The sequence below is a fragment of the Nocardiopsis sp. NPDC055824 genome (assembly GCF_053616335.1).
In genome coordinates this window covers 1-21,228 of the sequence record NZ_JBSHDN010000110.1, presented here as the reverse complement: position 1 = coordinate 21,228, position 21,228 = coordinate 1, and the positions used below count along the sequence as shown (strand labels likewise).

The following is a 21,228-nucleotide window of genomic DNA, read 5'->3' as shown; positions in this document are numbered from 1 at the left end:
GGGCACGGCCGGGGCCTCCCTCCGTCCGGGGCGGCCCCGGCCCGCGAGAGGACCTGCCGGCCCCTAGTTGCGGACCCGGTAGACGTCGTAGACGCCGTCCACGCCGCGGACGGCGCGGAGCACGCTGCCCAGGTGGGCGGGGTCGGCCATCTCGAACGTGAACCGGCTCTGGGCGACCCGGTCGCGGCTCGTCTGGACGGTCGCGGACAGGATGTTGACGTGCTGGTCGGACAGCACCCGCGTGATGTCGGAGAGCAGGCGGGACCGGTCCAGCGCCTCCACCTGCAACGCCACCAGGAACATCGAGTCCTCGGTGGGCGACCAGTCCACCTTGACCATGCGCTCGGTGTCCAGGGTCGCGGCGTTCACGCAGTCCTCGCGGTGCACGGACACGCCGTTCCCGCGGGTGACGAAACCGACGATCTCGTCGCCGGGGACCGGCGTACAGCACTTGGACAGGCGCGCCCACACGTCGGCGTCGCCCTCCACGACCACGCCGGGGTTGCCCGCCTGGCGCTGGCGCGGCGCCTTGGTGGGCAGGGACGACTCCGCGATGTCCTCGGTGTGGCTCTCCAGCCCGCCCAGCGAGTCGACGAGCTTGGCCACCACGCTCTGCGCGCTGACCTGGTGCTCGCCCACGGCCGCGTAGAGGGAGTCCACGTCCGGATAGCGCAGGTCGCCGGCCAGGGCGATGAGCGCCTCGCCGCTGAACAGGCGCTTGACCGGGAGCTCCTGCTTGCGCATCACCTTCGCGATCTCGTCCTTGCCCTGGTCGATCGCCGCCTCGCGGCGCTCCTTCGTGAACCAGTGCCGGATCTTGTTGCGGGCGCGCGCGCTCTTGACGAAGTTCAGCCAGTCCCGGCTGGGACCGGCGTCGGGCGTCTTGGAGGTGAGGATCTCCACGGTCTCGCCGTTGTGCAGCTCGTTCTCCAGCGGGACGAGGCGGCCGTTGATCCTGGCCCCGACCGTGCGGTGGCCGACCTCGGTGTGGACCGCGTAGGCGAAGTCGACGGCGGTGGCGCCCTGGGGCAGGGGGATGACGTCGCCGTCGGGGGTGAAGACGAACACCTCCTGCACCGACAGGTCGAACCGCAGCGACTCCAGGAACTCGCCCGGGTCCTTGGTCTCCTGCTGCCAGTCGATGAGCTGGCGCAGCCACTGCATGTCCGTGCTGCCCTTGGGCCTGGCCTCGGGGCCGCTGTTGCGGTCCTCCTTGTACTTCCAGTGCGCGGCGATTCCGTACTCGGCACGGCGGTGCATCGCCCTGGTGCGGATCTGGAGTTCGACCGGGTTGCCCGAGGGCCCTATCACCGTCGTGTGCAGCGACTGGTACATGTTGAACTTGGGCATCGCGATGTAGTCCTTGAACCGCCCGGGCACGGGGTTCCACCGCGCGTGAATGGTCCCGAGGGCCGCGTAGCAGTCGCGGACGCTGTCCACCAGGACCCGCACGGCGATGAGGTCGTAGATCTCGTCGAAGCCGCAGTTGCGGGCGATCATCTTCTGGTAGATCGAGTAGTAGTGCTTGGGGCGCCCGCGCACGGTCGCCTTGAGCTTGGACTCGCGCAGGTCGCCCGAGACCGCCTCGATGACCTCCTGGAGGTAGACGTCGCGCCGGGGGGCGCGCTCGGACACCAGGCGGGCGATCTCGTCGAAGCGCTTGGGGTAGAGGGTGGCGAACGCCAGGTCCTCCAGCTCCCACTTGATGGTGTTCATGCCCAGCCGGTGGGCCAGCGGGGCGAAGATCTCCAGGGTCTCGCGGGCCTTCTTCTCCCTCTTCGCCTTGGACGGCAGGTAGCGCAGGGTGCGCATGTTGTGCAGCCGGTCGCACAGCTTGATGACCAGGACGCGGATGTCGCGGGCCATCGCCACGACCATCTTGCGCACCGTCTCGGCCTGGGTGGCCTCGCCGTACTTGACCTTGTCGAGCTTGGTGACGCCGTCGACGAGCTCGGCGATCTCGTCGCCGAAGTCGGCGCGCAGCTCGTCCAGCGAGTAGTCGGTGTCCTCGACGGTGTCGTGCAGCAGCGCGGCGGCGAGGGTGGCCTCCTGCATCCCCAGCTCGGCGAGGATCGTGGCGACCGCGAGCGGGTGGGTGATGTAGGGGTCGCCGCTCTTGCGCTTCTGCTCGCGGTGGTGGTGGGCCGCCACCTCGTAGGCGCGCTCGATCAGCCGCACGTCCACCTTGGGATGGGTGGCCCGCACGGTCTTGATCAGTGGTTCGAGCACCGGGTTCATCGTCACTCCCCGCTGGGCGCCGAGTCGGGCGAGCCTTCTGCGTACTCGCACGGTGGAGGGCGTCGCGGAGGGCGCCGGATGCCTCGGCGTCCCCTCCCCGTAGACGTCGGAGGGCGCCGCTCCGTTCGCGGCGCCCTCCGGACGGCCCTCCTGTGGTCCTGCGTCCGCGGACGGCACACCGGTGCCGTCCGCGTGCCCTCCCGGCACGGCGGGCCGCCGCGGCTCGCTCGCGGATACCGCCCCGGTCGAAACCACTTCGCTTGGCATGCCTACCTCCCGCGGATTCGCCCGGGGGCGCGGGCGCCGTCAGCGCCGCCCGGCTCCACCGGTGCACGTGCGTGTCATCAGGGCCAGTCGTGACATGGTCGCCGCGGTACCTCTCCCACCAGTCTAGTGTTCGGCCCCCGACCCCACCCCACCAGGTACGACAACGGGTGACCCGGGTCACCAAACGCGTCACATCCCGTGGTGGAGTACGTCAACGGTGACGAACCGCCGCGCATTCCCGCGGCGGCGGCGCCTGGCTCGGCGCGGCTCGGGGTCAGGCCGAGAGGAGGGCGTGCAGCTCCACGTCGGGCAACTTCTCGCGGCCGTGGAGCGCTGAGAGCTCCATCAGGACGGAGAATCCCACGACCGTACCACCCGCCTTGCGGACCAGGTCCACCGCGGCCCTGCCGGTGCCCCCGGTCGCGAGGACGTCGTCGACGATGAGCACGCGGCTGCCCGGGACGATCGCGTCGGCGTGGATCTCGACGGTCGCGGTCCCGTACTCCAGATCATAGGACTGGTCGATGGTCCGCGCGGGCAGTTTCCCCGCTTTGCGGGCGGGGACGAAGCCCGCGCCCAGCTCCATGGCGACCGGCGCCCCGAAGATGAAGCCGCGCGCCTCCAGCCCGACCACGTGGTCCACCCCGAGCCCGCGGTAGGGCGCGCAGAGGCCGTCCACGGCGGCCGCGAAGGCCTCCCGGTGGTTGAGCAGCGGCGTGATGTCCTTGAACAGGATGCCGGCGTGCGGGAAGTCCGGGATGTCGCGGATCTGCGCCTCGATGAGCTCCGTGCTCGGGGCGCCGTCCGCGGTCGCGGTGTCGTGGGGCATGTTCGGTGGAACCTTCTGCTGTGGTGTCGGGGCGGTCGCGTCCGGGCCGGACACGGCGGTACCGGCCCCGGAGGGGGGCCGGTACCGAAGTCTGTGGACCCGCCGGGGCCCGGGGGCCTCAGCCCTTGGGCTTGTCGTCGTCGCCGAAGTCGGGACGGTCCTCGACCGGGGTGTCGTCCACGGCGGGGGTGATGACCTCGCCCACACCGGCCTTGAGCATGCGGATCCGCGTGCCGGGGGCGATCTCCAGCAGGACGTCCTGCTCGTGGATCTCGACGATGGTCGCGAAGATGCCAGCCTTGGTCATCACCTCGACGCCCGGGGCCAGCGCGCTCTGCATCTGCGCCTCCTGCTGGCGGCGCTTCTGGTTCGGGCGCCAGAACAGCAGCCAGAAGACCAGGATGATCATCAGGAACGGGAAGAGCATGCCGAGAAGCCCGCCCGTGGGCTCTGCTGCGTCGGCGAGATGGTAAAGGCCCTGCACGGGGGCGTCCTTCCTGACGTTTCGTCATGTGGTCCGCGGGTGCCGGTGGGGCACTCCGGCGGCCACCTTCTTCGTGTCGCCCGAACCCGGAACGATCCGGACCACACCCGGCACGTACAACGCGCGGGGCGGCCGAGTCGTTCCGCCGGTGTCGGACAACACGTACGGAGCCCTGCCCCGTATCGGCTGATTCGTCCAAAGTTTACGTGGCGCCGGTCACCGATCCCCCACCGCCGGAGATCGGAGTGTTAACGGTTCAGCCCCGTTTCACACACGCGGGACCCATTGTGCCCGGTGCGACGCCCCCTGTCAGCCCGCCCGGTCAGGAGGCGCCGCGGACCGTCCGGTCAGGGCGTCGTCCCGGAGGCACCGCCCCCGGCGCCGGCCCCCGCGGCGGTGCCGGGCGCGGAGGCCCCGGCGGACGCGGGACCGGCGGACCCCGCGCCGAACGCGGCGTCCGGCGGCGGGGTGAGGCCCATGTGCGCCCAGGCCTGCGGCGTGGCCACCCGGCCGCGCGGGGTGCGCGCCAGGAAGCCGGACCGGACGAGGAACGGCTCGGCGACGACCTCCACGGTCTCCGCCTCCTCCCCCACCGACACCGCGAGCGTGGACAGGCCGACGGGGCCCCCGCGGAAGCGGTGCATGAGGACGTCGAGGATGGCGCGGTCCAGCCGGTCCAGGCCGAGGCCGTCGACCTCGTACAGCTCGAGCGCGGCACGGGCGGTCCGCAGCGACAGCTGCCCGTCCCCCCGGACCTCGGCGTAGTCGCGCACCCGGCGCAGCAGCCGGTTGGCGATACGGGGCGTCCCGCGCGAGCGCCCGGCGATCTCCCGGGCCGCGTCCTCCGCGAGGGGCGCCCCGAGCAGACCCGCCGAGCGGTGCAGGATCAGCTCCAGCTCGTCCGGGGAGTAGAAGTCCATGTGCGCGGTGAAACCGAACCGGTCGCGCAGCGGGGCGGGCAGCATGCCCGCCCGGGTGGTGGCCCCGACCAGGGTGAACGGGGCGATCTCCAGGGGGATGGCGGTCGCGCCGGGGCCCTTGCCGACCACGACGTCGACCCGGTAGTCCTCCATCGCGACGTAGAGCATCTCCTCGGCGGGCCGGGCCATCCGGTGGATCTCGTCCAGGAACAGCACCTCGCCCTCCTGGAGGGTGGAGAGGACGGCCGCCAGGTCGCCGGAGCGCTCGATGGCCGGGCCCGACGTGATGCGCAGCGGGGCGCCCATCTCGGCGGCGATGATCATGGCCAGGGTGGTCTTGCCCAGGCCGGGGCCCCCGGACATGAGGATGTGGTCCGGGGCCCGGTTGCGCCTCCGGGCGCTGTCGAGCACCAGGGAGAGCTGCTCGCGCACCCGCTCCTGCCCGACGAACTCGTCCAGGGCGCGGGGGCGCAGGGCGCCCTCGACCTGGCGGTCGTCGAGGCTGGCGTCGGAGGAGACCGCCTCGCGCTCGTACGGGGCGGCCCCGTGGGCCTCGCCGGACTCGTACGGTTCGTGCATGGGGTGCCTTCCTCCTAGGCGCGGCTGAGCCTGCGCAGGGCGGTGCGCAGCAGGACGGCGACGTCGGTGCTCGCGGACTCGGCGGTGACGGCGGCCGCGGCGGCCTCGGCGTCCTTGGCCGACCAGCCGAGGTTGACGAGGCCGGAGACGACCTGCGCGCGCCGGGCGGCGTCGGACGCCCCCGCCGGGGCCCCCTCCGCGGGGGGCAGCGTGCCGTCGGTGAGGACGGGCGACTCCAGCTTGCCCGCCAGCTCCAGGACGATGCGCTGCGCGCCCTTCCTCCCGATGCCCGGCACACGGGTCAGGGCAGCGGTGTCCTCGGTCGCCACGGCCTGGCGCAGGCCGGCCGGGCTGTGGACGGAGAGGATCGCCAGGGCCAGTCGCGGTCCGACCCCGGACGCGGTCTGCAACTGCTCGAACAGGTGCCTCTCGTCGTCGTCGGCGAACCCGAACAGGGTCAGGGAGTCCTCGCGGACGATGAGGCTGGTGGACACGGTGCCGGTCTCGCCGACGTGGAGCCGGGACAGGGCGGAGGGGGTGCACTGGACGGTCATGCCGACCCCGCCGACGTCGATCACGGCGCTGCCGGCGCCGCGTGCGGCCACCCGGCCGGTGAGGAACGCGATCATCTCGTGCGGGCACCGGGGGCGGTGCCCTTCTCCTTCCTGGGGGCGGGGAGCTAGCGGCCGCGGGTGCGGCGGGCGAGTTCCACCTTGCGGGCGAAGTCCTGTGCGGCCTGGGCGACCCGGGCCTGCGCCCCGCCGCGCCAGATGTGGCAGATGGCGAGGGCGACGGCGTCCGCCGCGTCCGCGGGCCTGGGAGGACCGTCGAGTCCGAGGATACGCGCCACCATGGTGCCGACCTGCGCCTTGTCGGCGCGGCCGCTGCCGGTGATGGCGGCCTTGGCCTCGCTCGGTGTGTGCAGGGCGACGGGCAGGCCCCGGCGCGCGGCGCACACCAGGGCGATGCCGCTGGCCTGGGCCGTGCCCATGACCGTGCTGAGGTTGTGCTGGGCGAAGACCCGTTCGACGGCGACCGCGTCGGGCCGGAACCGGTCCAGCCACTCCTCGATCCCGCGCTCGATGCCGACGAGCCTCTGGGGCAGCTCGGTGTCGGGGCTGGTGCGGACGGCGTCGGCCCCGAGGAGGGTGAGCGGCTTGCCGATGGCCCCCTCGACGACACCGACCCCGCACCGGGTCAACCCCGGGTCGATCCCCAACACTCGCACTCCGCCCACCCTCGCCCGTCTTCGCGCATGTCCTCGAACGTCCGTTCGCACCATGCTAGCGGTGGGCGCCGACCCCCGCCGTCCGTCCGCCCGGGCGTGTCGCCTCCCCCGCCTGACCGGCACGCCCCGCGCGATCCCCCTGCGGATCAGGCGGTCCGGTCCCGTTCGAGGCCGGCCGCGATGCCGTCGACGATCATGAGCAGGCCGTCCTCGAAGGCTTCGTCCCCACCGGGGTCCCCTCCTCCGGCGAGCGCCGCGGCCAGGGTGGGCGTCGCTCCGGTCAGCGCGGCCCGCGCCTCCTCGGGAAGGTCCTCGGGAGGCGTCTCCCCCGCGTCGGCGTGGCGCTGCGCGTCGGCCTGCTGCTGGAGGACCGAGCCCACCACGTAGTGGTCGACGAGGACCGCGGCGCGAACGGCGCGCACGGGACCGAAGCCGAAGCCGACCAGGACGGCGAGTTCGGCGTCGAAGGCGGCGAGGGTGGCCGCCCCCGCGCGGCTGCCCGCCACGACCCGGGCCGCGTCGCGGTGGGACGACAGCGCGGCCCGGTGTTCCCGGGCCCGGCGCAGCGACCAGGAACGCCAGTCCTCCCCGGGGCCCGGGGGGCTCTGGGGCGGGCGCAGGTGCTCGGCCATCCTGTCGAGGAGCTCCCGCTTGTCGCGGAAGTGCCAGTAGAGCGCCGGCGACTTCACGCCCAGGCGCTCGGCCAGCCGCCGGACGGTCAACCGGTCCAGCCCCTCGTCGTCGAGCAGTCCCAGTGCCGCCTCGACGATCGTCCGCCGGTCCACCCTCACACCGCCCTCTGTCCCGTGTCTCCGGAACAGGGAGCTTATCACCGCTAAGGTAGCTTAGCGGTGATAAGGACTTACCAACGCTAAGGAGACAGGCATGGCACCCCCCGCCGACCGCTTCACCCGCGCACTCCTCGCCTGCGGCGCCGCCGCCCCCCTGTTCGTCCCGGTGCTCCTCGCCGAGGGGGCGTACCGCCCGGACTACGAGCCGCTCCACCGGTTCGGCAGCGAACTCGCCCTCGGGGAGAGGGGCTGGATACAGACGGCCAACTTCATCGCCACCGGCCTCCTCCTGCTGACCTTCTCCGTCGGCGTGCGCAGGGCGGCGCCCACCGGCCGGAGCTCGTTCGCGCTGCCGGCCCTGACCGCCCTGGCCGGGGCGTGCCTGGTCGTCGCCGGCGTGTTCCCGACCGACCCCGTGGGGGTCGGGACGGCGGGCGCGACCACCCCGGCCGGGACGGTCCACGCGGTCAACGTGCTGCCCTTCCACGCCGCCCTCACCGCGGCGCCCCTGGCGATGGCGTGGCGCCTGGCCGCAGAGCCGGGACGGCGGGCGTGGGTGGCGTACTGCTGCGCCGCGGGCGCCCTCGTCCCGCCGCTCTTCGCGGCCTTCATGGCTTCCGCCGAGCACGGCTTCCACGGCCTGGGACAGCGGGTCGTCCTGACGGTCGGACTGACCTGGTTCGCGGCCGCGGCATGGCTGCTCCTGCGCTCGACCGCCCGGAAGGACCCGGCCCCGGACGCGGGAGGTGGAAAAGGGGTGGACGGGGGTCGGACTGCGTGCTAAGTTCATCTCAGTCAGAGAAAAACTCAGGTTGAGAATAACGAGGACCCGCACGTGACCGAGGACAGGACGCCCCAGCACGACGAGCCGGAGAGCAGGTTCCTCTCCGGCTACGACCCCCACGCCTTCGCCCCCGCCGCGGTCACCGTCGACGTCGTCGCCCTCACGATCCGTCCGGAGGCCGGGACCGGGGAGACCGGGGCCCGGCGGACGGGGACCCCCCACGTACTGCTCACACGGCGCGCCGCCCACCCGCAGCGCGGCCGGTGGGCGCTGCCCGGCGGGTTCGTCCGCGCGGAGGACGGGCCGGACGGCCCCGCCGACCCCGACCTGCCCGACGCCGCCCTGCGCGTGCTGTCGGAGAAGACCCGGCTCCCCACCGAGCTGCACCTGGAGCAGCTGGGCACCTACGGGGCGCGGGGGCGCGACCCCCGCATGCGCGTGTTCTCGGTCGCCCACATGCTCCTGGCCCCCGACCTGCCCGACCCCCACAGCGGCAGGGACACCGAGGAGGCCGCCTGGGTCCCGTGGAGCGAGCTCGGGCACGGCGAGGGCTCCCGGGCCGGCCGCGACCTCGCGTTCGACCACGGGCGGATCCTCGCCGACGCGGTCGAACGCGCCCGCTCCAAGCTGGAGTACACCGCCCTGGCCACCGCGTTCCTGCCGTCCGCCTTCACCATCACGGCACTGCGGGAGGTGTACCAGGCGGTGTGGGGGCGCACCCTGCACGCCGCCAACTTCCACCGCAAGATCCTCGCCACCCCCGGGTTCGTGGAGGACACCGGGGAACTCGCCGAGCACGGCGGCTCCGGAGGCGGGCGCCGTGCCCGCCTGTACCGGGCCGGCGGCGCCGCGCTCCTGCACCCGCCCCTGCTGAGGAGCACCCAGTGACCGGGGCGGTCCGACCGCGCCGGGACCCGCCCCGGCGCCGCCCCACCGTCCCCGCTCCGGGGGCCGCGCGCCACGTACGGGAAGGGAGGGACCAATGAGCACGGAACAGCACGACACCGCGGCGTTCGACACGGCCCTGCGCACGGTCTCCATGGCCGAGGACCCCGCCGCGCTGTTCGGCCCCGTGCCGGTCGGCGGCGGAGCCGTCCCCCCGGCCGCCACCGCCGAGTACCGCCGCCTGGCCCGCCTGGTCCACCCCGACCCGGCGCCCGGGAGCCGTCGCGCGGAGGCCTCGGAGGCCTTCACCCGGCTCACACGGCTGTGGGCCCTGTACCGGGAGATGGCCGCCGGGGACCTGCGCTTCGACGACCTCACCCTCGCCACCCGGACGCGCGCCTACCGCGTCGCGGCGGGACGCCTGGCCCGGGGCGACGTCGCCGACCTGCACCCGGTCCGCTACCGCGACGGGGAGTGGCACGACGCCGTGCTCAAGCTCCCCCGGTCCCCCCGCGACAACGACCTGATGGAGGCCGAGGCGACCGCCCTGCGCCGCATGCGCGAGAAGGGCCACGAGCACTACCGGGCGTTCGTCCCCGAGCTGGTGGACTCGTTCAAGCACCGCGACTCCGCGACCGGGGTGGAGCGGCGCGCGAACGTGCTGGGGCGGCTGCACGGCTTCCACACCCTCGCCGACGTGCGCCGGGCCCACCCCGACGGGGTCGACCCCCGCGACGCGGCGTGGATGTGGCGCCGCCTGCTGGTGGCCGTCGGCAACGCGGCGCGGGCAGGGGTCGTGCACGGCGCGGTCGTGCCGGAGCACGTGCTGGTCCACCCCGCCGAGCACGGGCTGGTGCTGGTCGACTGGTGCTACTCGGTGACCTCGCACGCCTCGCGCACCGCACCGCACGTCCCGGCCGTGGTGCCGGGCCGCGAGGACTTCTACCCGCCCGAGGTGGCCGCGCGACGCCCGGCCCTGGCGCAGACCGACATCCACATGGCCACCCGGTGCGTCGAGTTCGTCACCGGGGGGCGCCTGCCCCGGGAACTGCGCTCCTTCGCGCGCGGATGCACCCTGCCGGCGCCCGAGCGGCGGCCCCGCGACGGGTTCGCCCTGCTCTGCGAACTCGACGACGTGCTGGAGCGCGTCTTCGGCCCGCGCCGGTTCCGCCCGTTCCACATGCCGGAACCCTCCCCACCCACCGCCCCCGCCCGCTAGGGCACCGACCCCGCGGCCCCTCCCGGCCGCCCCCGTCCCCTCAGAAGGAGACCCACCCATGGGAAACAGCAACTGGTCCACCGACGCCTACCACGCGCGCCAGGCGTACAACTCCTCCGTCGGGTCCAGCAGCTTCGGCTACACCGACGACGTGCTCGCCTCCACCCCCCGCAGCAAGTGGAAGACCCACCCGAGCCTGGACCCCCGGGACGTCGGCGTCCGGGAGAGCCGCGACTCCGACGAGCACCCCAACTCGCTCGCCATCTCCGTGCTGTTCGACGTCACCGGCTCCATGGGCACCGTGCCCCGCGTCCTCCAGACCAAGCTGCCCGACCTGTTCGGACTCCTGCTGCGCAAGGGGTACGTGGAGGACCCGCAGATCCTGTTCGGCGGGATCGGCGACGCCACCTGCGACCGGGCGCCGCTCCAGGTCGGCCAGTTCGAGTCGGGGAACGAGCTGGAGGACGACCTCGGCAACATCCTGCTGGAGGGCGGAGGGGGCGGCCAGGCCACCGAGTCCTACGAGCTGGCCATGTACTTCATGGCGCGGCACACCGCGATGGACTGCCTGGAGAAGCGCGGACGGCGCGGCTACCTGTTCGTCATCGGCGACGAGATGGCCTACGGGTCGGTCAAGGCGCGCGAGGTGCGCGAGGTGATCGGCGACGACGTCACCGAGAACATCCCGTTCCCGCAGATCCTCGCCGAGCTGCGGCGCAGCTTCGAGGTCTTCTTCATCATGCCCACGGGCAGCCACTACTACGGCGACCCGAAGGTCAGGGGGTTCTGGGACACCCACCTGGGCCAGAACGTCATCTACCTGGACGACCTCGAAGCGGTGTCGGAGACCATCGCGGTCACCGTCGGGCTGGCCGAGGAGGCCATCGACCTGGAGGAGGGGCTCTCGGACCTGGCCGAGGCCGGGTCGGACGCCGGAGAGGCGGTCGGCAAGGCACTGCGCCCCCTGTCCTCCGCGCGCGGCTCGGTGGTGGTCGCACCGGCCCCGGGCGGCCTCCCCGCGGGGGCCGACGAGGGCGGGGTGGGCCGGCTGTGACGGGCACTCCTCCGCGGTGGTCCGACGGGAACGCGGTCGTCGTCGACCTGGGGTTCGGCGACGCGGGCAAGGGCGTGACGGTGGACCTGCTGTGCGCGCGGCGGCGCTTCGGCGCCGTCGTGCGCGCCAACGGGGGCGCGCAGGCGGCGCACAACGTCGTCGCCCCCGACGGCCGGCACCACACGTTCGCGCAGTTCGGGGCGGGAACCCTCGCCCCGGGCGGGCCGGTCCCCACCCACCTGTCACGGCTCGTGGTCGTGGACCCCTTCGCGCTGGCCGCCGAGGCCCGGCACCTCGCGGAGCTCGGGGTCCCCGATCCGTTCTCGCTGGTCACGGTCGACCGCCGGGCGCTGGTCAGCACGCCCTGGCACCAGGAGGCGAACCGGGTGCGGGAGCGGGCGCGCGGCGCCGGCCGCCACGGCTCCTGCGGGATGGGCGTGGGCGAGGCCATGGCCTACGCCCTGGCCCGCCCGGAGGACGCGCCGACCGCCGGCGACTGCGACCGCCCCGAGCGGCTGCGCCGCAAGCTGCGCCGCCTGGCCGACCACCTCGACGCGGTGCGGAGGGAGGCCGCCCGCTCGGGCGGTGCTCCGCGGGAGGCCGGTCCGGTGCCGGACGTCGAGGAGTGCGTGTCCGCGTACCTGGCGTTCGCGCGGCGGGTGCGGCTGGTGGACGAGGAGTACCTGCCCGGCCTGCTGGCCCGCTCCCCCGTGGTGTTCGAGGGGGCCCAGGGCGTGCTCCTCGACGAGTGGCACGGGTTCCACCCCTACACCACCTGGTCGACCACGACCACCGCGAACCCGCTCGCCCTGCTGGCCGAGGCCGGGCGGCCGGGTGACGCCCGCCGGATCGGCGTGGTGCGCACCTTCACCACCCGGCACGGCGCCGGACCGCTGGTGGCGGAGGACCCCGCGCTGGGCGAGCGGCTCGTGGAGCGGCACAACGGCACACACCCCTGGCAGGGGCCGTTCCGGGTGGGCCACCTCGACCTCGTGGCGCACCGGTACGCGCTCGCGGCCACCGGCGGGGTGGACTCGCTGGTGGTCACGCACGCCGACGCCCCCGCCCGTGCCGGCGGCCGGCTGCGCTGGTGCACCGCCTACACGGGCCCGGACGGGGCCCCGCTGGAGATCGCCCCCGGCGACGCGCCCGCGCCTAACCACCCCGCCCTCCGGGAGCCCGGCGGGCGCCGCGGGGGTCCCGCGGACGCCACCCGCGCCGCGGAGCGCCTGGCACGGCAGGAGCGGCTCACCCGGGCCCTGGAGTCCGCCGACCCGGTCCTCTCCGCCGCCCCCGCCGCACCGGAGGCGCTCGCCGAGGCGCTGGGCCCTCCGCTGGAGGCGGTGTTCTCCGGCCCCACCCGGGCCGACGCCCTCGTCCCGTCGGGCGTCTGACCGGCCTCCCCGCGGGGCCGGGGCGGACCGGCGTCCGGACCCCGCCCGGACGGCGGCGCCGGTCGGGGCGGGACCGGATCCGGCGGTAGGCGCCGCACGGGGTCCGGGGCGCCGGCCGCCGCGCCTCAGACCACGGTCAGGTGGTAGGTGGTGTCCACCCGGAAGCCCCGGCCGCTGTCCGCCCGGATCTCCAGCACGTACCCTCCGGGGCTCAGGGGGGCGACCGCTCCCCACAGCCCCCAGCTGTGCCTGCGGACCCACAGCGGGCTGCGGAACACCCCCTGGAACTCCTCCAGCGGCAGGGGCACGCCGTTGAGGTGCGCCTCGGCCCTCGCGACCGGGATGGCCGCCGGCTCCGGGGAGTACTCGAAGGTGTGCTGCCGGTTGAGCACCGGGAAGAACAGGGGGCGCCCCGAGGGCACCTCGCACCGGCGCACGACCCTGCCCCCGTAGGTGCCGGCGAGGAACCACAGGTCCTCCGGCTGGTTGAGCGCGGCGTGCCGGCCGGTGGCGTCCCTGACGGGATCGCACCCCTCCGGCGCGGACCACACCCACTTCCACCAGCGGGCCGAGAGCGCGACGCCCTCGCGGGCCCCGATCCGCCACGTCCCGCCGTCCGGCACGACCTCGCTCATGACGACCCCTCTCCCCTGCCCGACCGCCCACCACGGACGCCTTCTCTGCGTGGATCGTACAGATATCAGTGGTTTCCTCAGCGCGCGGGCACACGCGTGGGACGTGTCGCGACGGCGGTCACGGACGGACCCGGGTTAGCGTTGCGCCGTGACTTCCATCTCCGATCCCCGGGTCCGCGACTTCCTGCTCGAAGGCACCCGCACGGGCAAGCTCGCCTACGTCGCCGCCGACGGCCGCCCCCTGGCGGCGCCGGTGTGGTTCACCGTCGAGGGCGACGAGCTCGTCTTCAACACCGGCAGGGAGACCGCGAAGGGGCGGGCCATCGCCCGCGACCCGCGGGTGACGCTGGTCGTGGACCTGGAGGAGGCGCCGTTCGGCTTCGTCCAGGTCCAGGGCGAGGCCGCCGTGTCCGAGGACCCCGGCGAACTCGTCCGGACCGCGACGGTGATCGCACGGCGCTACATGGGGCCCGACCAGGCGGAGGAGTTCGGCCGGCGCAACGGCACCCCGGGCGAACTCGTGGTGCGCGTGCGCCCCACGAAGGTGCTCGCCGCCTTCGACATGACCGGCTGAGGGCCGGGGGCCCGCTCAGCCGACCGCGTGGGCGGCGAAGGCCTCCGCCCCCGCGGTGAGGGGCCCGCGCCTGCTGATCAGCGCCACGTCCAGGTGACCGGTGGGGACCAGGTCCAGGACCAGCGCGCCCGCCCTCTCGGCGAGGTCGCGCCAGGCGTCGGTCACCACGGCCAGTCCCGAGCCGGCCAGGACCAGCGGCAGGACGGAGAGGCGGTCCTCCGTCTCCACGGCGATGTGGGCCTCCAGCCCGTCGGCGACCAGGTCGTCGACGAACCGGCGCATTCCCGACCCCTGCTGGCCCACGATCAGCCTCCGGCCCGCCAGCCGCTCGGCGGGCACGGGCTCCCCCTCGCGGAAGGGGCCGTCCCGCGGGGCCAGGAGCACGAAGGCCTGCCGGACCAGCGGGCGCACGCGGACCCCGGCCTCGGGAAGCGGTCCCGCCGTGGCCACCACGCCGAGCTCGCACGCCCCGGTCCGGACCATGTCGACCGCGTCGCGCGCGGTCAGGGCCACCCTGACCGATACCGACATCTCCGGGTGCAGCGCCGTGAACCCCGAGACCAGGCCGGTCAGCGGCTGGATCGCCTGGGTGGGCAGGGTCGCCACGTCCACCCTGCCGCGCCTCAGCCCCTGGGCCGCCTCGACGGCGGAGCGGGCCAGGTCCAGGCCGCGCACGGCCTCGCGGGCCGGTCCGACCAGCGCGTGCCCGGCCCCGGTCAGGACGACCCTGCGGCCGATCCGGTGGAAGAGGTCGCTGCCCAGGTCCCGCTCCAGCGACCGGAGCGCCTGGGAGAGCGAGGGCTGGGCCAGGTGGAGGGCGGTGGCCGCGCGGTTCACGCCGCCGTGGTCGACCACGGCCAGGAAGTACTCCAACTGCCGGACGTCCACAGCGAACTCCCGTCTCCTTATAGGCCTGGCCTATCAAAGGTATCGGCAGACGGTCTTGGACGCGCGCCCCTGCGGCTGCTGGGATCGGTGCAGGAACGAGCCGCCGTCCGCCGGGCTCCCGCGCACGCCGCGGGACCCGCGTGCCCCCGGGCCCACAGCTCCCCTCCGCCGGGTGCCCCGCGCCCCCGCCGGGCACACCGGCCCTCACCCACGGGAGACGACATGAAGCACTACCGCATCGCCACGATCCCCGGCGACGGGATCGGCAAGGAGGTCCTGCCCGCCGCCCGCGCCGTCCTGGACCGGGTCGGCCGCCACCACGGCCTCTCGCTGTCCTACGACGAGTTCGACTGGTCCTGCGAGCGCTACCTGGCCGAGGGCTCGATGATGCCCGAGGACGGCCTCGACCGGATCAGGCACCACGACTCCGTACTGCTGGGCGCCGTGGGCCGGCCCGGGGTGCCCGACCACGTCTCGCTGTGGGGACTGCTCATCCCCATTCGGCGGGGGTTCCGGCAGTACGTCAACCTGCGCCCGATCACCGTCCTGGAGGGGGTGCCGAGCCCGGTCTCCCGGGCGCTCCCCGGAGAGGTCGACCTCGTGGTCGTGCGCGAGAACAACGAGGGCGAGTACTCGCAGGTCGGCGGGCGTATTTTCGAGGGGACCCCGGAGGAGGCGGTCGTCCAGGAGTCGGTGTTCACCCGCAGGGGCGTCGAACGGGTGCTGGAGTACGCCTTCGACCTGGCCGGCCGGCGCGGCGGACGGCTGACCTCCGCCACCAAGTCCAACGGGATCGTGCACACCATGCCGTTCTGGGACGAACTGGTGGCGGAGCGCGCGGCCGAGCACCCGGACGTGTCGTGGGACCAGGAGCACATCGACGCCCTGGCCGCCAAGATCGTCCTGGACCCGGCCCGGTTCGACGTGATCGTCGGCTCCAACCTGTTCGGGGACATCCTCAGCGACCTCGCCGCCGCGGTCGCGGGCGGTATCGGGGTGGCCCCGTCCGCGAACCTCAACCCGGAGCGCGAGTTCCCGTCGATGTTCGAGCCGGTGCACGGGTCGGCCCCCGACATCGCGGGCCGGGGGCTGGCCAACCCGCTCGGCGCGATCTGGTCGGCGTCGATGATGCTCGACCACCTGGGCCACGCCGAGGCGGGCGCGCAGGTGATGGACGCGGTCCGGGGCGTCCTGGCGTCCTCGCCGGTGCGCACGGCCGACCTGGGCGGGACCGCGGGCACGGACGAGTTCACGGGCGAGGTGCTCAGCCGCCTCCCCTGAGCCCGCCCGGAACCGGGGCCCCGCCCGCGCCGGTCGGTCCCCGTGGCGGGGCCCTCCGTGGAGCGGGGGCGCCGGTGCGGACGGATGCGCGCCGCCGGTCGCCGGGACCCGCCCTCCACGAGGCGGAGGGCGGGCGCGGGCGCGACCACGGGACGGGACCCCGGCCGTCACGGGGCGGGGCGTCCGCGACGCCGGTCGGGACTCGCCGGTGCCGTCGACGGCCCTCGGGCGGGTTCACCCCAGCGCCCTGCCGAGGACGCTCCGGATGTGGTCCGGGTCGGCCTCGCGGTCGTCGAGGAGGATGGCCGCGCACAGGCCGTCGGACAGCGCGACGACGGCTTCGACCGCATCGGGGTCGTCGGTCTGGGTCCGGGCGAGCTCCGCGACGTTGTCGCGCCAGTGCCGTGCCACCGGCCGCAGGGCGGGGCGGCGGGCCGCCAGGGTCGACAGCTCCCGTTCGGCGAGTGCGCGTTCCCGGCCCGGACCGGCGGATTCGGCGATGAGGTGGGCGAGGCCGGCGATCGGGTCGTCCTCGGACTCGATGAGTCGGCGGATGCGGCGGGTGTACTCGTCCGTGACGCTGGTCAGGGCGGCCACCAACAGGTCGTCCAAGGTCGCGAAGTAGTAGAGGGTCAGGCTGGTGGTGATGCCCGCCTCCTTGGCCACGGTGCGGTGGGTGACGCCGGAGGCCCCGTCGCGGCGGACGATCGCGAGCGTCGCCTCGATGATCTGGGCCCGGCGGCGTTCACCGCGCAGTCTGCGCCCGTCGACAGGTTTTCGTTCAGCCGCCATCTTCCCGCTCACCAGTGGTCGCCGTTCCTGCCGACGAGGCTATCGGCTCGGCCCCACCGGCGGTGTCGCCCAGGGGCCGGAGGTGGCGCAGCGCCGTGAAGCAGACCAGCGAAGCAGCCGCCACGGCGAGGCCGGCCAGCACGGCGGCGGTGTTGAGTCCGCCGGTGAACGCGGCTCGTGCCTGGTCGAGGGCCGGGGCCGACAACTGGTCCCCGAGGGAGGAGGCCCCGAGGAGGCTGTCACCGTAGGCATCGGCCTCGGAGGGGGACAGCCCGGCCGGGGCCTCGACCCGGCTCCGGTAGATCACGGTGGTCAGGCTTCCCAGGAGCGCGACCCCCGCCGCGATGCCGAGTTCCTGAACGGTCTCGGAGAGCGCGGCCGCCGATCCGGACTTCTCCGGTGGCGCCGCGCCCACGACGATGTCGGTACCGAGCGCGGCGATGACCCCGAGTCCGAGGTAGACGAACGCGAATCCGGCGATCACGCCCGGTGTGCTGTCGGCCCCCACGAGGGAGAGCAGGGCGTATCCGGACAGCGACAGCGCCAGGGTGGCCGACATGACGACGCCGGGCGACACGCGAACGGCCACGAGCGGGGCGCCGACGGCGCCGACGAGCATGGCCAGTGCGGGCGGCCCCATCCACAGCCCGGCCGTCAGCGGTGAGAGGCCCGCGACGAGCTGTAGGTACTGGGTGACGAGGTACATCGCTCCGCCGAAGCCGGCCAGGCCGACCAACAGGACGGACAGGGCCGCGGAGAAGGCCCGGCCGGTGAAGAGCCCCATGTCCAGCAGCGGCTCGCTCAGGCGCAGCTGGCGACGGACGAACGCGACCGCGGCGCCACCGCCGACGAGGGCCGCGACCACCGCCGGGGCATCGACGCCGTGGGCGGCCGCGTGCTTGACCGCGTAGACGATCGGCAGCATCGCCGCGAGGGACAGCCCGACGCTCAACAGGTCGAGAGGGCCGGCGGAGGACCGGTACTCCGGCAGGAGCACCGGCGCGGCGACCAGGACCAGCACGGCGACCGGCACGGCGACGAGGAAGACCGCGCCCCACCAGAGGTCGGCGACCAGCGCCCCGCCCGCGACCGGGCCCGCCGCCATCCCCAGGGCGAACATCGTCGCCCACACGCCGATCGCCAGCGCCCGCTGCCGGACGTCGGTGAACATGGTGCTGACCAGCGACAGCGTCGAGGGCATGAGCGTCGCGCCGGCCACTCCGAGCAGTGCCCGCGCCACGATCAGCCACAGGGCGCTGGGGGCGAACGCCGCGAGGACCGAGGTCGCGCCGAACGCCGCCGCCCCGATCATCAGCAGTCGGCGCCGCCCGATCCGGTCGCCCAGCGTCCCCATCGTGATCAGGAAGCCCGCGATGAGGAAGCCGTAGGCGTCCATGATCCACAGTGTCTCCGTCGCGGTCGGGTCCAGGTCCGCGGCCAGGCTCGGAACGACGAGGTAGAGCGCCGTCACGTCGAGCCCGAGCAGCATGGTCGGCAGCGCCAGCAGCGCGAGACCGATCCACTCGCGCCACCCGGCGCGCTCTGATTTCCCCATGCCCGCCACGCCCCCTCAGAAGTAGTTGAACCAACGTACTACTTGTACCATAGTTCAACATTTGGTGGCGGAGAGGACGGGGCCGGGCCCCACGGGCGCCCTCCCCTCGGCACGGAGGGCCGCCGGCGACGGCGCCGGGCGACACCGGAGCACCACTGTCATGGCTTCGACCCTTGTGCCGCCGTGACATCCAAAGCCCCTTGTGTTGTCCTCTGGGGACAACACCCGGATGCGGGCGAGGCACCAGTCTGGGGATCGGGCACACGGAGGACGGAGGGCACGGACATGGCGGGCAGGGGTCTCGGCGGCAGGGCACGGAGGGTGCTGGTCGTCGGCGCGGGGGTCGTCGGGCTGTCCACGGCCTGGTTCCTCCAGGAGCACGGCGCCCGGGTCGTCGTCATCGACCGCGGCGACGTCGGCTCCGGTGCGTCCTGGGGCAACGCCGGATGGCTCTCGCCCGCTCTCGCGCTGCCCCTGAACGAGCCCGGCGTCCTCCGCTACGGCGCACGCGCCCTCCTGGACCCGTCCGCGCCGCTGTCGGTCCCCCTCTCCCCCGACCCCGGCCTGTGGGCCTTCCTCGCCCGCTTCGCCGCGCACTGCCGGTGGGGCGCGTGGGAGCGCGCGGTCCGCGCCAACCTTCCCCTGAACTCCGCGTGCCTGGACGCCTTCGACCTCCTGGCCGAGGGGGGCGTCGTGACGACCGGGGTCCGCGCACCCGTCACGGCGGTGTTCCGTTCGCCCGGCGCCGCCGTCGCACTGCTGCGCGAGCTCGACCGCGTGGCCCGTTCGGGGCTGTCCGTGGACCGCTCCGTACTCACCGGCGACCAGGCGCGCGAGGCGGTCCCCCAGGTCTCCGGCCGCGTGGCCGCGGCGGTGCGCCTGGAGGGGCAGCGCCATGTGGACCCGGGCGCCCTGGTCCGGGCCCTGGCCGCGTCCGTGCGCGAGCGCGGGGGCGAGGTCCGGGGCGGCGCGGAGGCCGTCGGCGTCCGCCCTGACGGAGGCGGGGTCGTCGCGGACCTCGCCGGTTCCCGAGGTTCCTCCGGCGGGGAGCGGCTGACCGCCGACGCCGCGGTCGTGGCGACGGGCGCGTGGTTCGACCGCCTCGTCCGCGCCCACGGCGTCCGGGTCGGGGTCCGCGCCGGCCGGGGCTACTCGTTCACCGTCCCCACCGACGTCCCGGTCCCCGGTCCCGTGTACCTCCCCGAGGCACGGGTGGCGTGCACGCCGTACCGGGGCGCGATGCGCGTGGCGGGGACGATGGAGTTCCGACCGCCGGACGCGGCCATGGAGGAGCGGCGGGTCGCGGCGATCGTCAGGTCGGCCCGCACCCACCTGGCCGGGGTGGACTGGGAGGGCCGTACCGACGAGTGGGTCGGCCCGCGTCCGGTCACCCCGGACGGCGCGCCCCTGGTCGGGGCGACCCGCACGCCCGGCGTGTACGTGGCGGGGGGCCACGGGATGTGGGGGCTCACCCACGGTCCCGTCACGGGGCGGCTGCTCGCCGAGCAGGTCGCCACCGGGAAGCGCCCCGAGGAGCTGCGCCTCCTCGATCCGCTGCGCTGACCCCCGGCCCGCGGCGCGTGCGAGCACCGCCCCGGCCCCGCCCCTCCTGCCAGGCCCGCGCCCCGTCCCGGGGCCGGGCCGCTTCCCGTGCCCCGGCGCGCCCCGGACGGCTCCCGCCGCTCCGGGTCCCGTGCGCGCCGCGGCCTGCCGTCCGAAGGTGAGAGATGTCGACCCCGTTCCCGGCACACGTGCGCGTGTACCGTTCCAGATCCGGCGAGGCCGCCGTGCGCTCGTGGTGCGAGAGGGAGCTGGCCGCCTGCCCGGGGATGCGCCCCCTGCCCCGGATCGTGGCGGACGGCCGCGGCACCCGGGTCCACGTGCTCGGCGGCGGTGGCGGGGTCCCGGTCCTGGTCCTGCCCGGTGCGGGTCTGGGCGCGGCGACCCTCACCGGCGCCGCGCGGCTCCTGGCCCGGGACCGCACCGTGATCCTCGCCGACCTGCCGGGGCAGCCGGGGCTGAGCTCCCCCCTCCGCCCCCTCGGGGGCCGGGCCGCCGCCTACGGCGCGTGGCTGGACGCCCTGCTGCCCCAGGTCACGGACCGCCCGGTGGTCCTCCTCGGACACGCGCTGGGGGCCGCCGCCGTGCTGTCCTCGCCGCCCTCTCCGCTGGTGGACCGCCTGCTGCTGGTCAACCCGGCCGGCCTGGCCGCCCCGGCGAGGGATCCCGGGCGCCTGCGCGCGACGTGCGCGTGGCGGCTCCGCCCCGGTGAGGACACCAGTGCCCGGCTGATCGGCGCGTGGGGCGGGCCGGCCGGGCCGGGGCCGCTCGCGGAGTGGATGACGCTGGTGGGCCGCCACTGCCGGGCGGACACGGTGCCCGGGCTGCTGCGGGGCGAGGAGTTCCGCGACTGGCGCGGGACGCCGGTGACCGTGGCGACGGGGGCACGCGACCGCGTCGTCTCCCCCGCGCTCCTGCGCGGGGCGGCCCGGCGGCTCCTGGACACCGGCGTCCACGAGATCGCGGACGCGGGGCACCTGGTGCTCCACGAGGCTCCGGAGCAGGTCCGCGAGCTGCTCCGGAGGGGCGGCGGCTGAACCCGCGGCGCGACCGCGCGGAGGGGCTCGGCCACCGGCGTCCGCGCCCGGTCCCGGTCTCCTCCGCGTCGCGCGCGACGGGTGGAGCCGTCGCGGGACGGCCGGGCACGGGCGGTGACGGCCCCGCGGCCCGCCCGGGGTCCCCCGGCGCGGTGGTCCGAGGGGTCCGCGGTCCCACCCCTGCCGCCGCGATCCCGTACCCGGGGCGGGCCGTCGGCCGGGACCCGCCACGGG

General features: G+C 74.7%; 20 protein-coding genes. 9 read left to right on the top strand and 11 right to left on the bottom strand.

The genetic code is table 11. From position 1 onward, the window contains the following. Window positions 1-63: 63 nt before the first annotated feature. From ACWGL3_RS20675 to ACWGL3_RS20645, 7 genes are all read right to left on the bottom strand, one after another. A complete protein-coding gene (locus ACWGL3_RS20675; protein WP_276567169.1) occupies window positions 64-2,238 on the bottom strand; it encodes a RelA/SpoT family protein in 2,175 nt (724 codons plus the stop codon). A gap of 541 nt (window positions 2,239-2,779) precedes the next feature. Beyond that, a complete protein-coding gene (locus ACWGL3_RS20670) occupies window positions 2,780-3,334 on the bottom strand; it encodes an adenine phosphoribosyltransferase (RefSeq protein ID WP_267945868.1) in 555 nt (184 codons plus the stop codon). Window positions 3,335-3,452: 118 nt separating this feature from the next. After that, window positions 3,453-3,818 carry a preprotein translocase subunit YajC gene (yajC, locus tag ACWGL3_RS20665; protein ID WP_267945869.1) on the bottom strand — a complete coding sequence of 122 codons (366 nt, stop codon included), beginning with the start codon at window positions 3,816-3,818 and terminating at the stop codon, window positions 3,453-3,455. Window positions 3,819-4,165: 347 nt separating this feature from the next. Beyond that, window positions 4,166-5,317, bottom strand: coding sequence for a Holliday junction branch migration DNA helicase RuvB (gene ruvB, locus ACWGL3_RS20660; RefSeq protein ID WP_267945870.1), 1,152 nt, complete (start codon window positions 5,315-5,317; stop codon window positions 4,166-4,168). A gap of 14 nt (window positions 5,318-5,331) precedes the next feature. Next, entirely contained in the window at window positions 5,332-5,946 is a 615-nt protein-coding gene (gene ruvA / locus ACWGL3_RS20655) for a Holliday junction branch migration protein RuvA (protein ID WP_267945871.1), read from the bottom strand. A 50-nt stretch (window positions 5,947-5,996) separates the two neighbouring features. Continuing rightward, a complete protein-coding gene (gene ruvC / locus ACWGL3_RS20650; protein WP_267950462.1) occupies window positions 5,997-6,545 on the bottom strand; it encodes a crossover junction endodeoxyribonuclease RuvC in 549 nt (182 codons plus the stop codon). Between the two features lie 146 nt (window positions 6,546-6,691). Continuing rightward, window positions 6,692-7,336, bottom strand: coding sequence for a TetR/AcrR family transcriptional regulator C-terminal domain-containing protein (locus ACWGL3_RS20645; RefSeq protein WP_267945872.1), 645 nt, complete (start codon window positions 7,334-7,336; stop codon window positions 6,692-6,694). A 94-nt stretch (window positions 7,337-7,430) separates the two neighbouring features. Here ACWGL3_RS20645 and ACWGL3_RS20640 point away from each other — a divergent pair, with 94 nt between their 5' ends. The 5 genes from ACWGL3_RS20640 to ACWGL3_RS20620 all read left to right on the top strand — a co-directional run bounded on the left by ACWGL3_RS20640 (window position 7,431) and on the right by ACWGL3_RS20620 (window position 12,672). Then, window positions 7,431-8,120, top strand: a complete 690-nt coding sequence (locus ACWGL3_RS20640) for a DUF998 domain-containing protein (RefSeq protein WP_267945873.1) — start codon at window positions 7,431-7,433, stop codon at window positions 8,118-8,120. 51 nt (window positions 8,121-8,171) lie between these two features. Then, window positions 8,172-9,008 (top strand): NUDIX hydrolase, encoded by an 837-nt coding sequence (locus ACWGL3_RS20635; protein ID WP_267945874.1) that lies wholly within the window; start codon window positions 8,172-8,174, stop codon window positions 9,006-9,008. 94 nt (window positions 9,009-9,102) lie between these two features. Then, entirely contained in the window at window positions 9,103-10,224 is a 1,122-nt protein-coding gene (locus tag ACWGL3_RS20630) for a J domain-containing protein (protein ID WP_267945875.1), read from the top strand. Window positions 10,225-10,282: 58 nt separating this feature from the next. Next, window positions 10,283-11,278, top strand: coding sequence for a hypothetical protein (locus ACWGL3_RS20625; RefSeq protein WP_267945876.1), 996 nt, complete (start codon window positions 10,283-10,285; stop codon window positions 11,276-11,278). Continuing rightward, the gene (locus ACWGL3_RS20620) at window positions 11,275-12,672 is read left to right on the top strand and encodes an adenylosuccinate synthetase (protein ID WP_452461694.1); all 1,398 of its coding nucleotides are present in this window, start codon (window positions 11,275-11,277) and stop codon (window positions 12,670-12,672) included. The genes ACWGL3_RS20625 and ACWGL3_RS20620 overlap by 4 nt, the downstream gene beginning before the upstream one ends. A gap of 125 nt (window positions 12,673-12,797) precedes the next feature. Here ACWGL3_RS20620 and ACWGL3_RS20615 read toward each other — a convergent pair whose 3' ends face one another. Then, complete coding sequence (locus ACWGL3_RS20615; protein ID WP_267945878.1) at window positions 12,798-13,307, bottom strand: hypothetical protein; 510 nt, start codon at window positions 13,305-13,307, stop codon at window positions 12,798-12,800. Between the two features lie 148 nt (window positions 13,308-13,455). Between ACWGL3_RS20615 and ACWGL3_RS20610 the strand changes: the two genes are divergently transcribed. After that, window positions 13,456-13,881 (top strand): PPOX class F420-dependent oxidoreductase, encoded by a 426-nt coding sequence (locus ACWGL3_RS20610; protein ID WP_267945879.1) that lies wholly within the window; start codon window positions 13,456-13,458, stop codon window positions 13,879-13,881. A 15-nt stretch (window positions 13,882-13,896) separates the two neighbouring features. Here ACWGL3_RS20610 and ACWGL3_RS20605 read toward each other — a convergent pair whose 3' ends face one another. Further along, entirely contained in the window at window positions 13,897-14,769 is an 873-nt protein-coding gene (locus tag ACWGL3_RS20605) for a LysR family transcriptional regulator (protein ID WP_267945880.1), read from the bottom strand. 222 nt (window positions 14,770-14,991) lie between these two features. On the opposite strand from ACWGL3_RS20605, the gene ACWGL3_RS20600 reads away from it, so the two are divergent. Continuing rightward, window positions 14,992-16,050 (top strand): tartrate dehydrogenase, encoded by a 1,059-nt coding sequence (locus ACWGL3_RS20600; RefSeq protein WP_267945881.1) that lies wholly within the window; start codon window positions 14,992-14,994, stop codon window positions 16,048-16,050. Window positions 16,051-16,284: 234 nt separating this feature from the next. Here the strand turns inward: ACWGL3_RS20600 and ACWGL3_RS20595 are convergent, their stop codons facing one another. After that, window positions 16,285-16,842 (bottom strand): TetR/AcrR family transcriptional regulator, encoded by a 558-nt coding sequence (locus ACWGL3_RS20595; protein WP_267945882.1) that lies wholly within the window; start codon window positions 16,840-16,842, stop codon window positions 16,285-16,287. Next, window positions 16,832-18,397, bottom strand: coding sequence for an MFS transporter (locus ACWGL3_RS20590; RefSeq protein WP_452461693.1), 1,566 nt, complete (start codon window positions 18,395-18,397; stop codon window positions 16,832-16,834). The genes ACWGL3_RS20595 and ACWGL3_RS20590 overlap by 11 nt, the downstream gene beginning before the upstream one ends. 285 nt (window positions 18,398-18,682) lie before the next feature. On the opposite strand from ACWGL3_RS20590, the gene ACWGL3_RS20585 reads away from it, so the two are divergent. After that, window positions 18,683-19,960 carry an NAD(P)/FAD-dependent oxidoreductase gene (locus ACWGL3_RS20585; protein WP_267945884.1) on the top strand — a complete coding sequence of 426 codons (1,278 nt, stop codon included), beginning with the start codon at window positions 18,683-18,685 and terminating at the stop codon, window positions 19,958-19,960. Window positions 19,961-20,124: 164 nt separating this feature from the next. Beyond that, entirely contained in the window at window positions 20,125-20,994 is an 870-nt protein-coding gene (locus ACWGL3_RS20580; RefSeq protein WP_267945885.1) for an alpha/beta fold hydrolase, read from the top strand. Window positions 20,995-21,228 lie beyond the last annotated feature (234 nt).

Excerpts from the sequence above, each read along its gene's own strand:
- ACWGL3_RS20585 (WP_267945884.1), top strand. The coding sequence starts at position 18,683 with ATGGCGGGCAGGGGTCTCGGCGGCAGGGCACGGAGGGTGCTGGTCGTC.
- ACWGL3_RS20670 (WP_267945868.1), bottom strand. The coding sequence starts at position 3,334 with ATGCCCCACGACACCGCGACCGCGGACGGCGCCCCGAGCACGGAGCTC.
- ACWGL3_RS20590 (WP_452461693.1), bottom strand. The coding sequence starts at position 18,397 with ATGGGGAAATCAGAGCGCGCCGGGTGGCGCGAGTGGATCGGTCTCGCG.
- ACWGL3_RS20640 (WP_267945873.1), top strand. The coding sequence starts at position 7,431 with ATGGCACCCCCCGCCGACCGCTTCACCCGCGCACTCCTCGCCTGCGGC.
- ruvB (WP_267945870.1), bottom strand. The coding sequence starts at position 5,317 with ATGCACGAACCGTACGAGTCCGGCGAGGCCCACGGGGCCGCCCCGTAC.
- ruvA (WP_267945871.1), bottom strand. The coding sequence starts at position 5,946 with ATGATCGCGTTCCTCACCGGCCGGGTGGCCGCACGCGGCGCCGGCAGC.
- ACWGL3_RS20600 (WP_267945881.1), top strand. The coding sequence starts at position 14,992 with ATGAAGCACTACCGCATCGCCACGATCCCCGGCGACGGGATCGGCAAG.
- ACWGL3_RS20615 (WP_267945878.1), bottom strand. The coding sequence starts at position 13,307 with ATGAGCGAGGTCGTGCCGGACGGCGGGACGTGGCGGATCGGGGCCCGC.
- ACWGL3_RS20625 (WP_267945876.1), top strand. The coding sequence starts at position 10,283 with ATGGGAAACAGCAACTGGTCCACCGACGCCTACCACGCGCGCCAGGCG.
- ACWGL3_RS20595 (WP_267945882.1), bottom strand. The coding sequence starts at position 16,842 with ATGGCGGCTGAACGAAAACCTGTCGACGGGCGCAGACTGCGCGGTGAA.
- ACWGL3_RS20675 (WP_276567169.1), bottom strand. The coding sequence starts at position 2,238 with ATGAACCCGGTGCTCGAACCACTGATCAAGACCGTGCGGGCCACCCAT.
- ACWGL3_RS20630 (WP_267945875.1), top strand. The coding sequence starts at position 9,103 with ATGAGCACGGAACAGCACGACACCGCGGCGTTCGACACGGCCCTGCGC.
- ACWGL3_RS20580 (WP_267945885.1), top strand. The coding sequence starts at position 20,125 with ATGTCGACCCCGTTCCCGGCACACGTGCGCGTGTACCGTTCCAGATCC.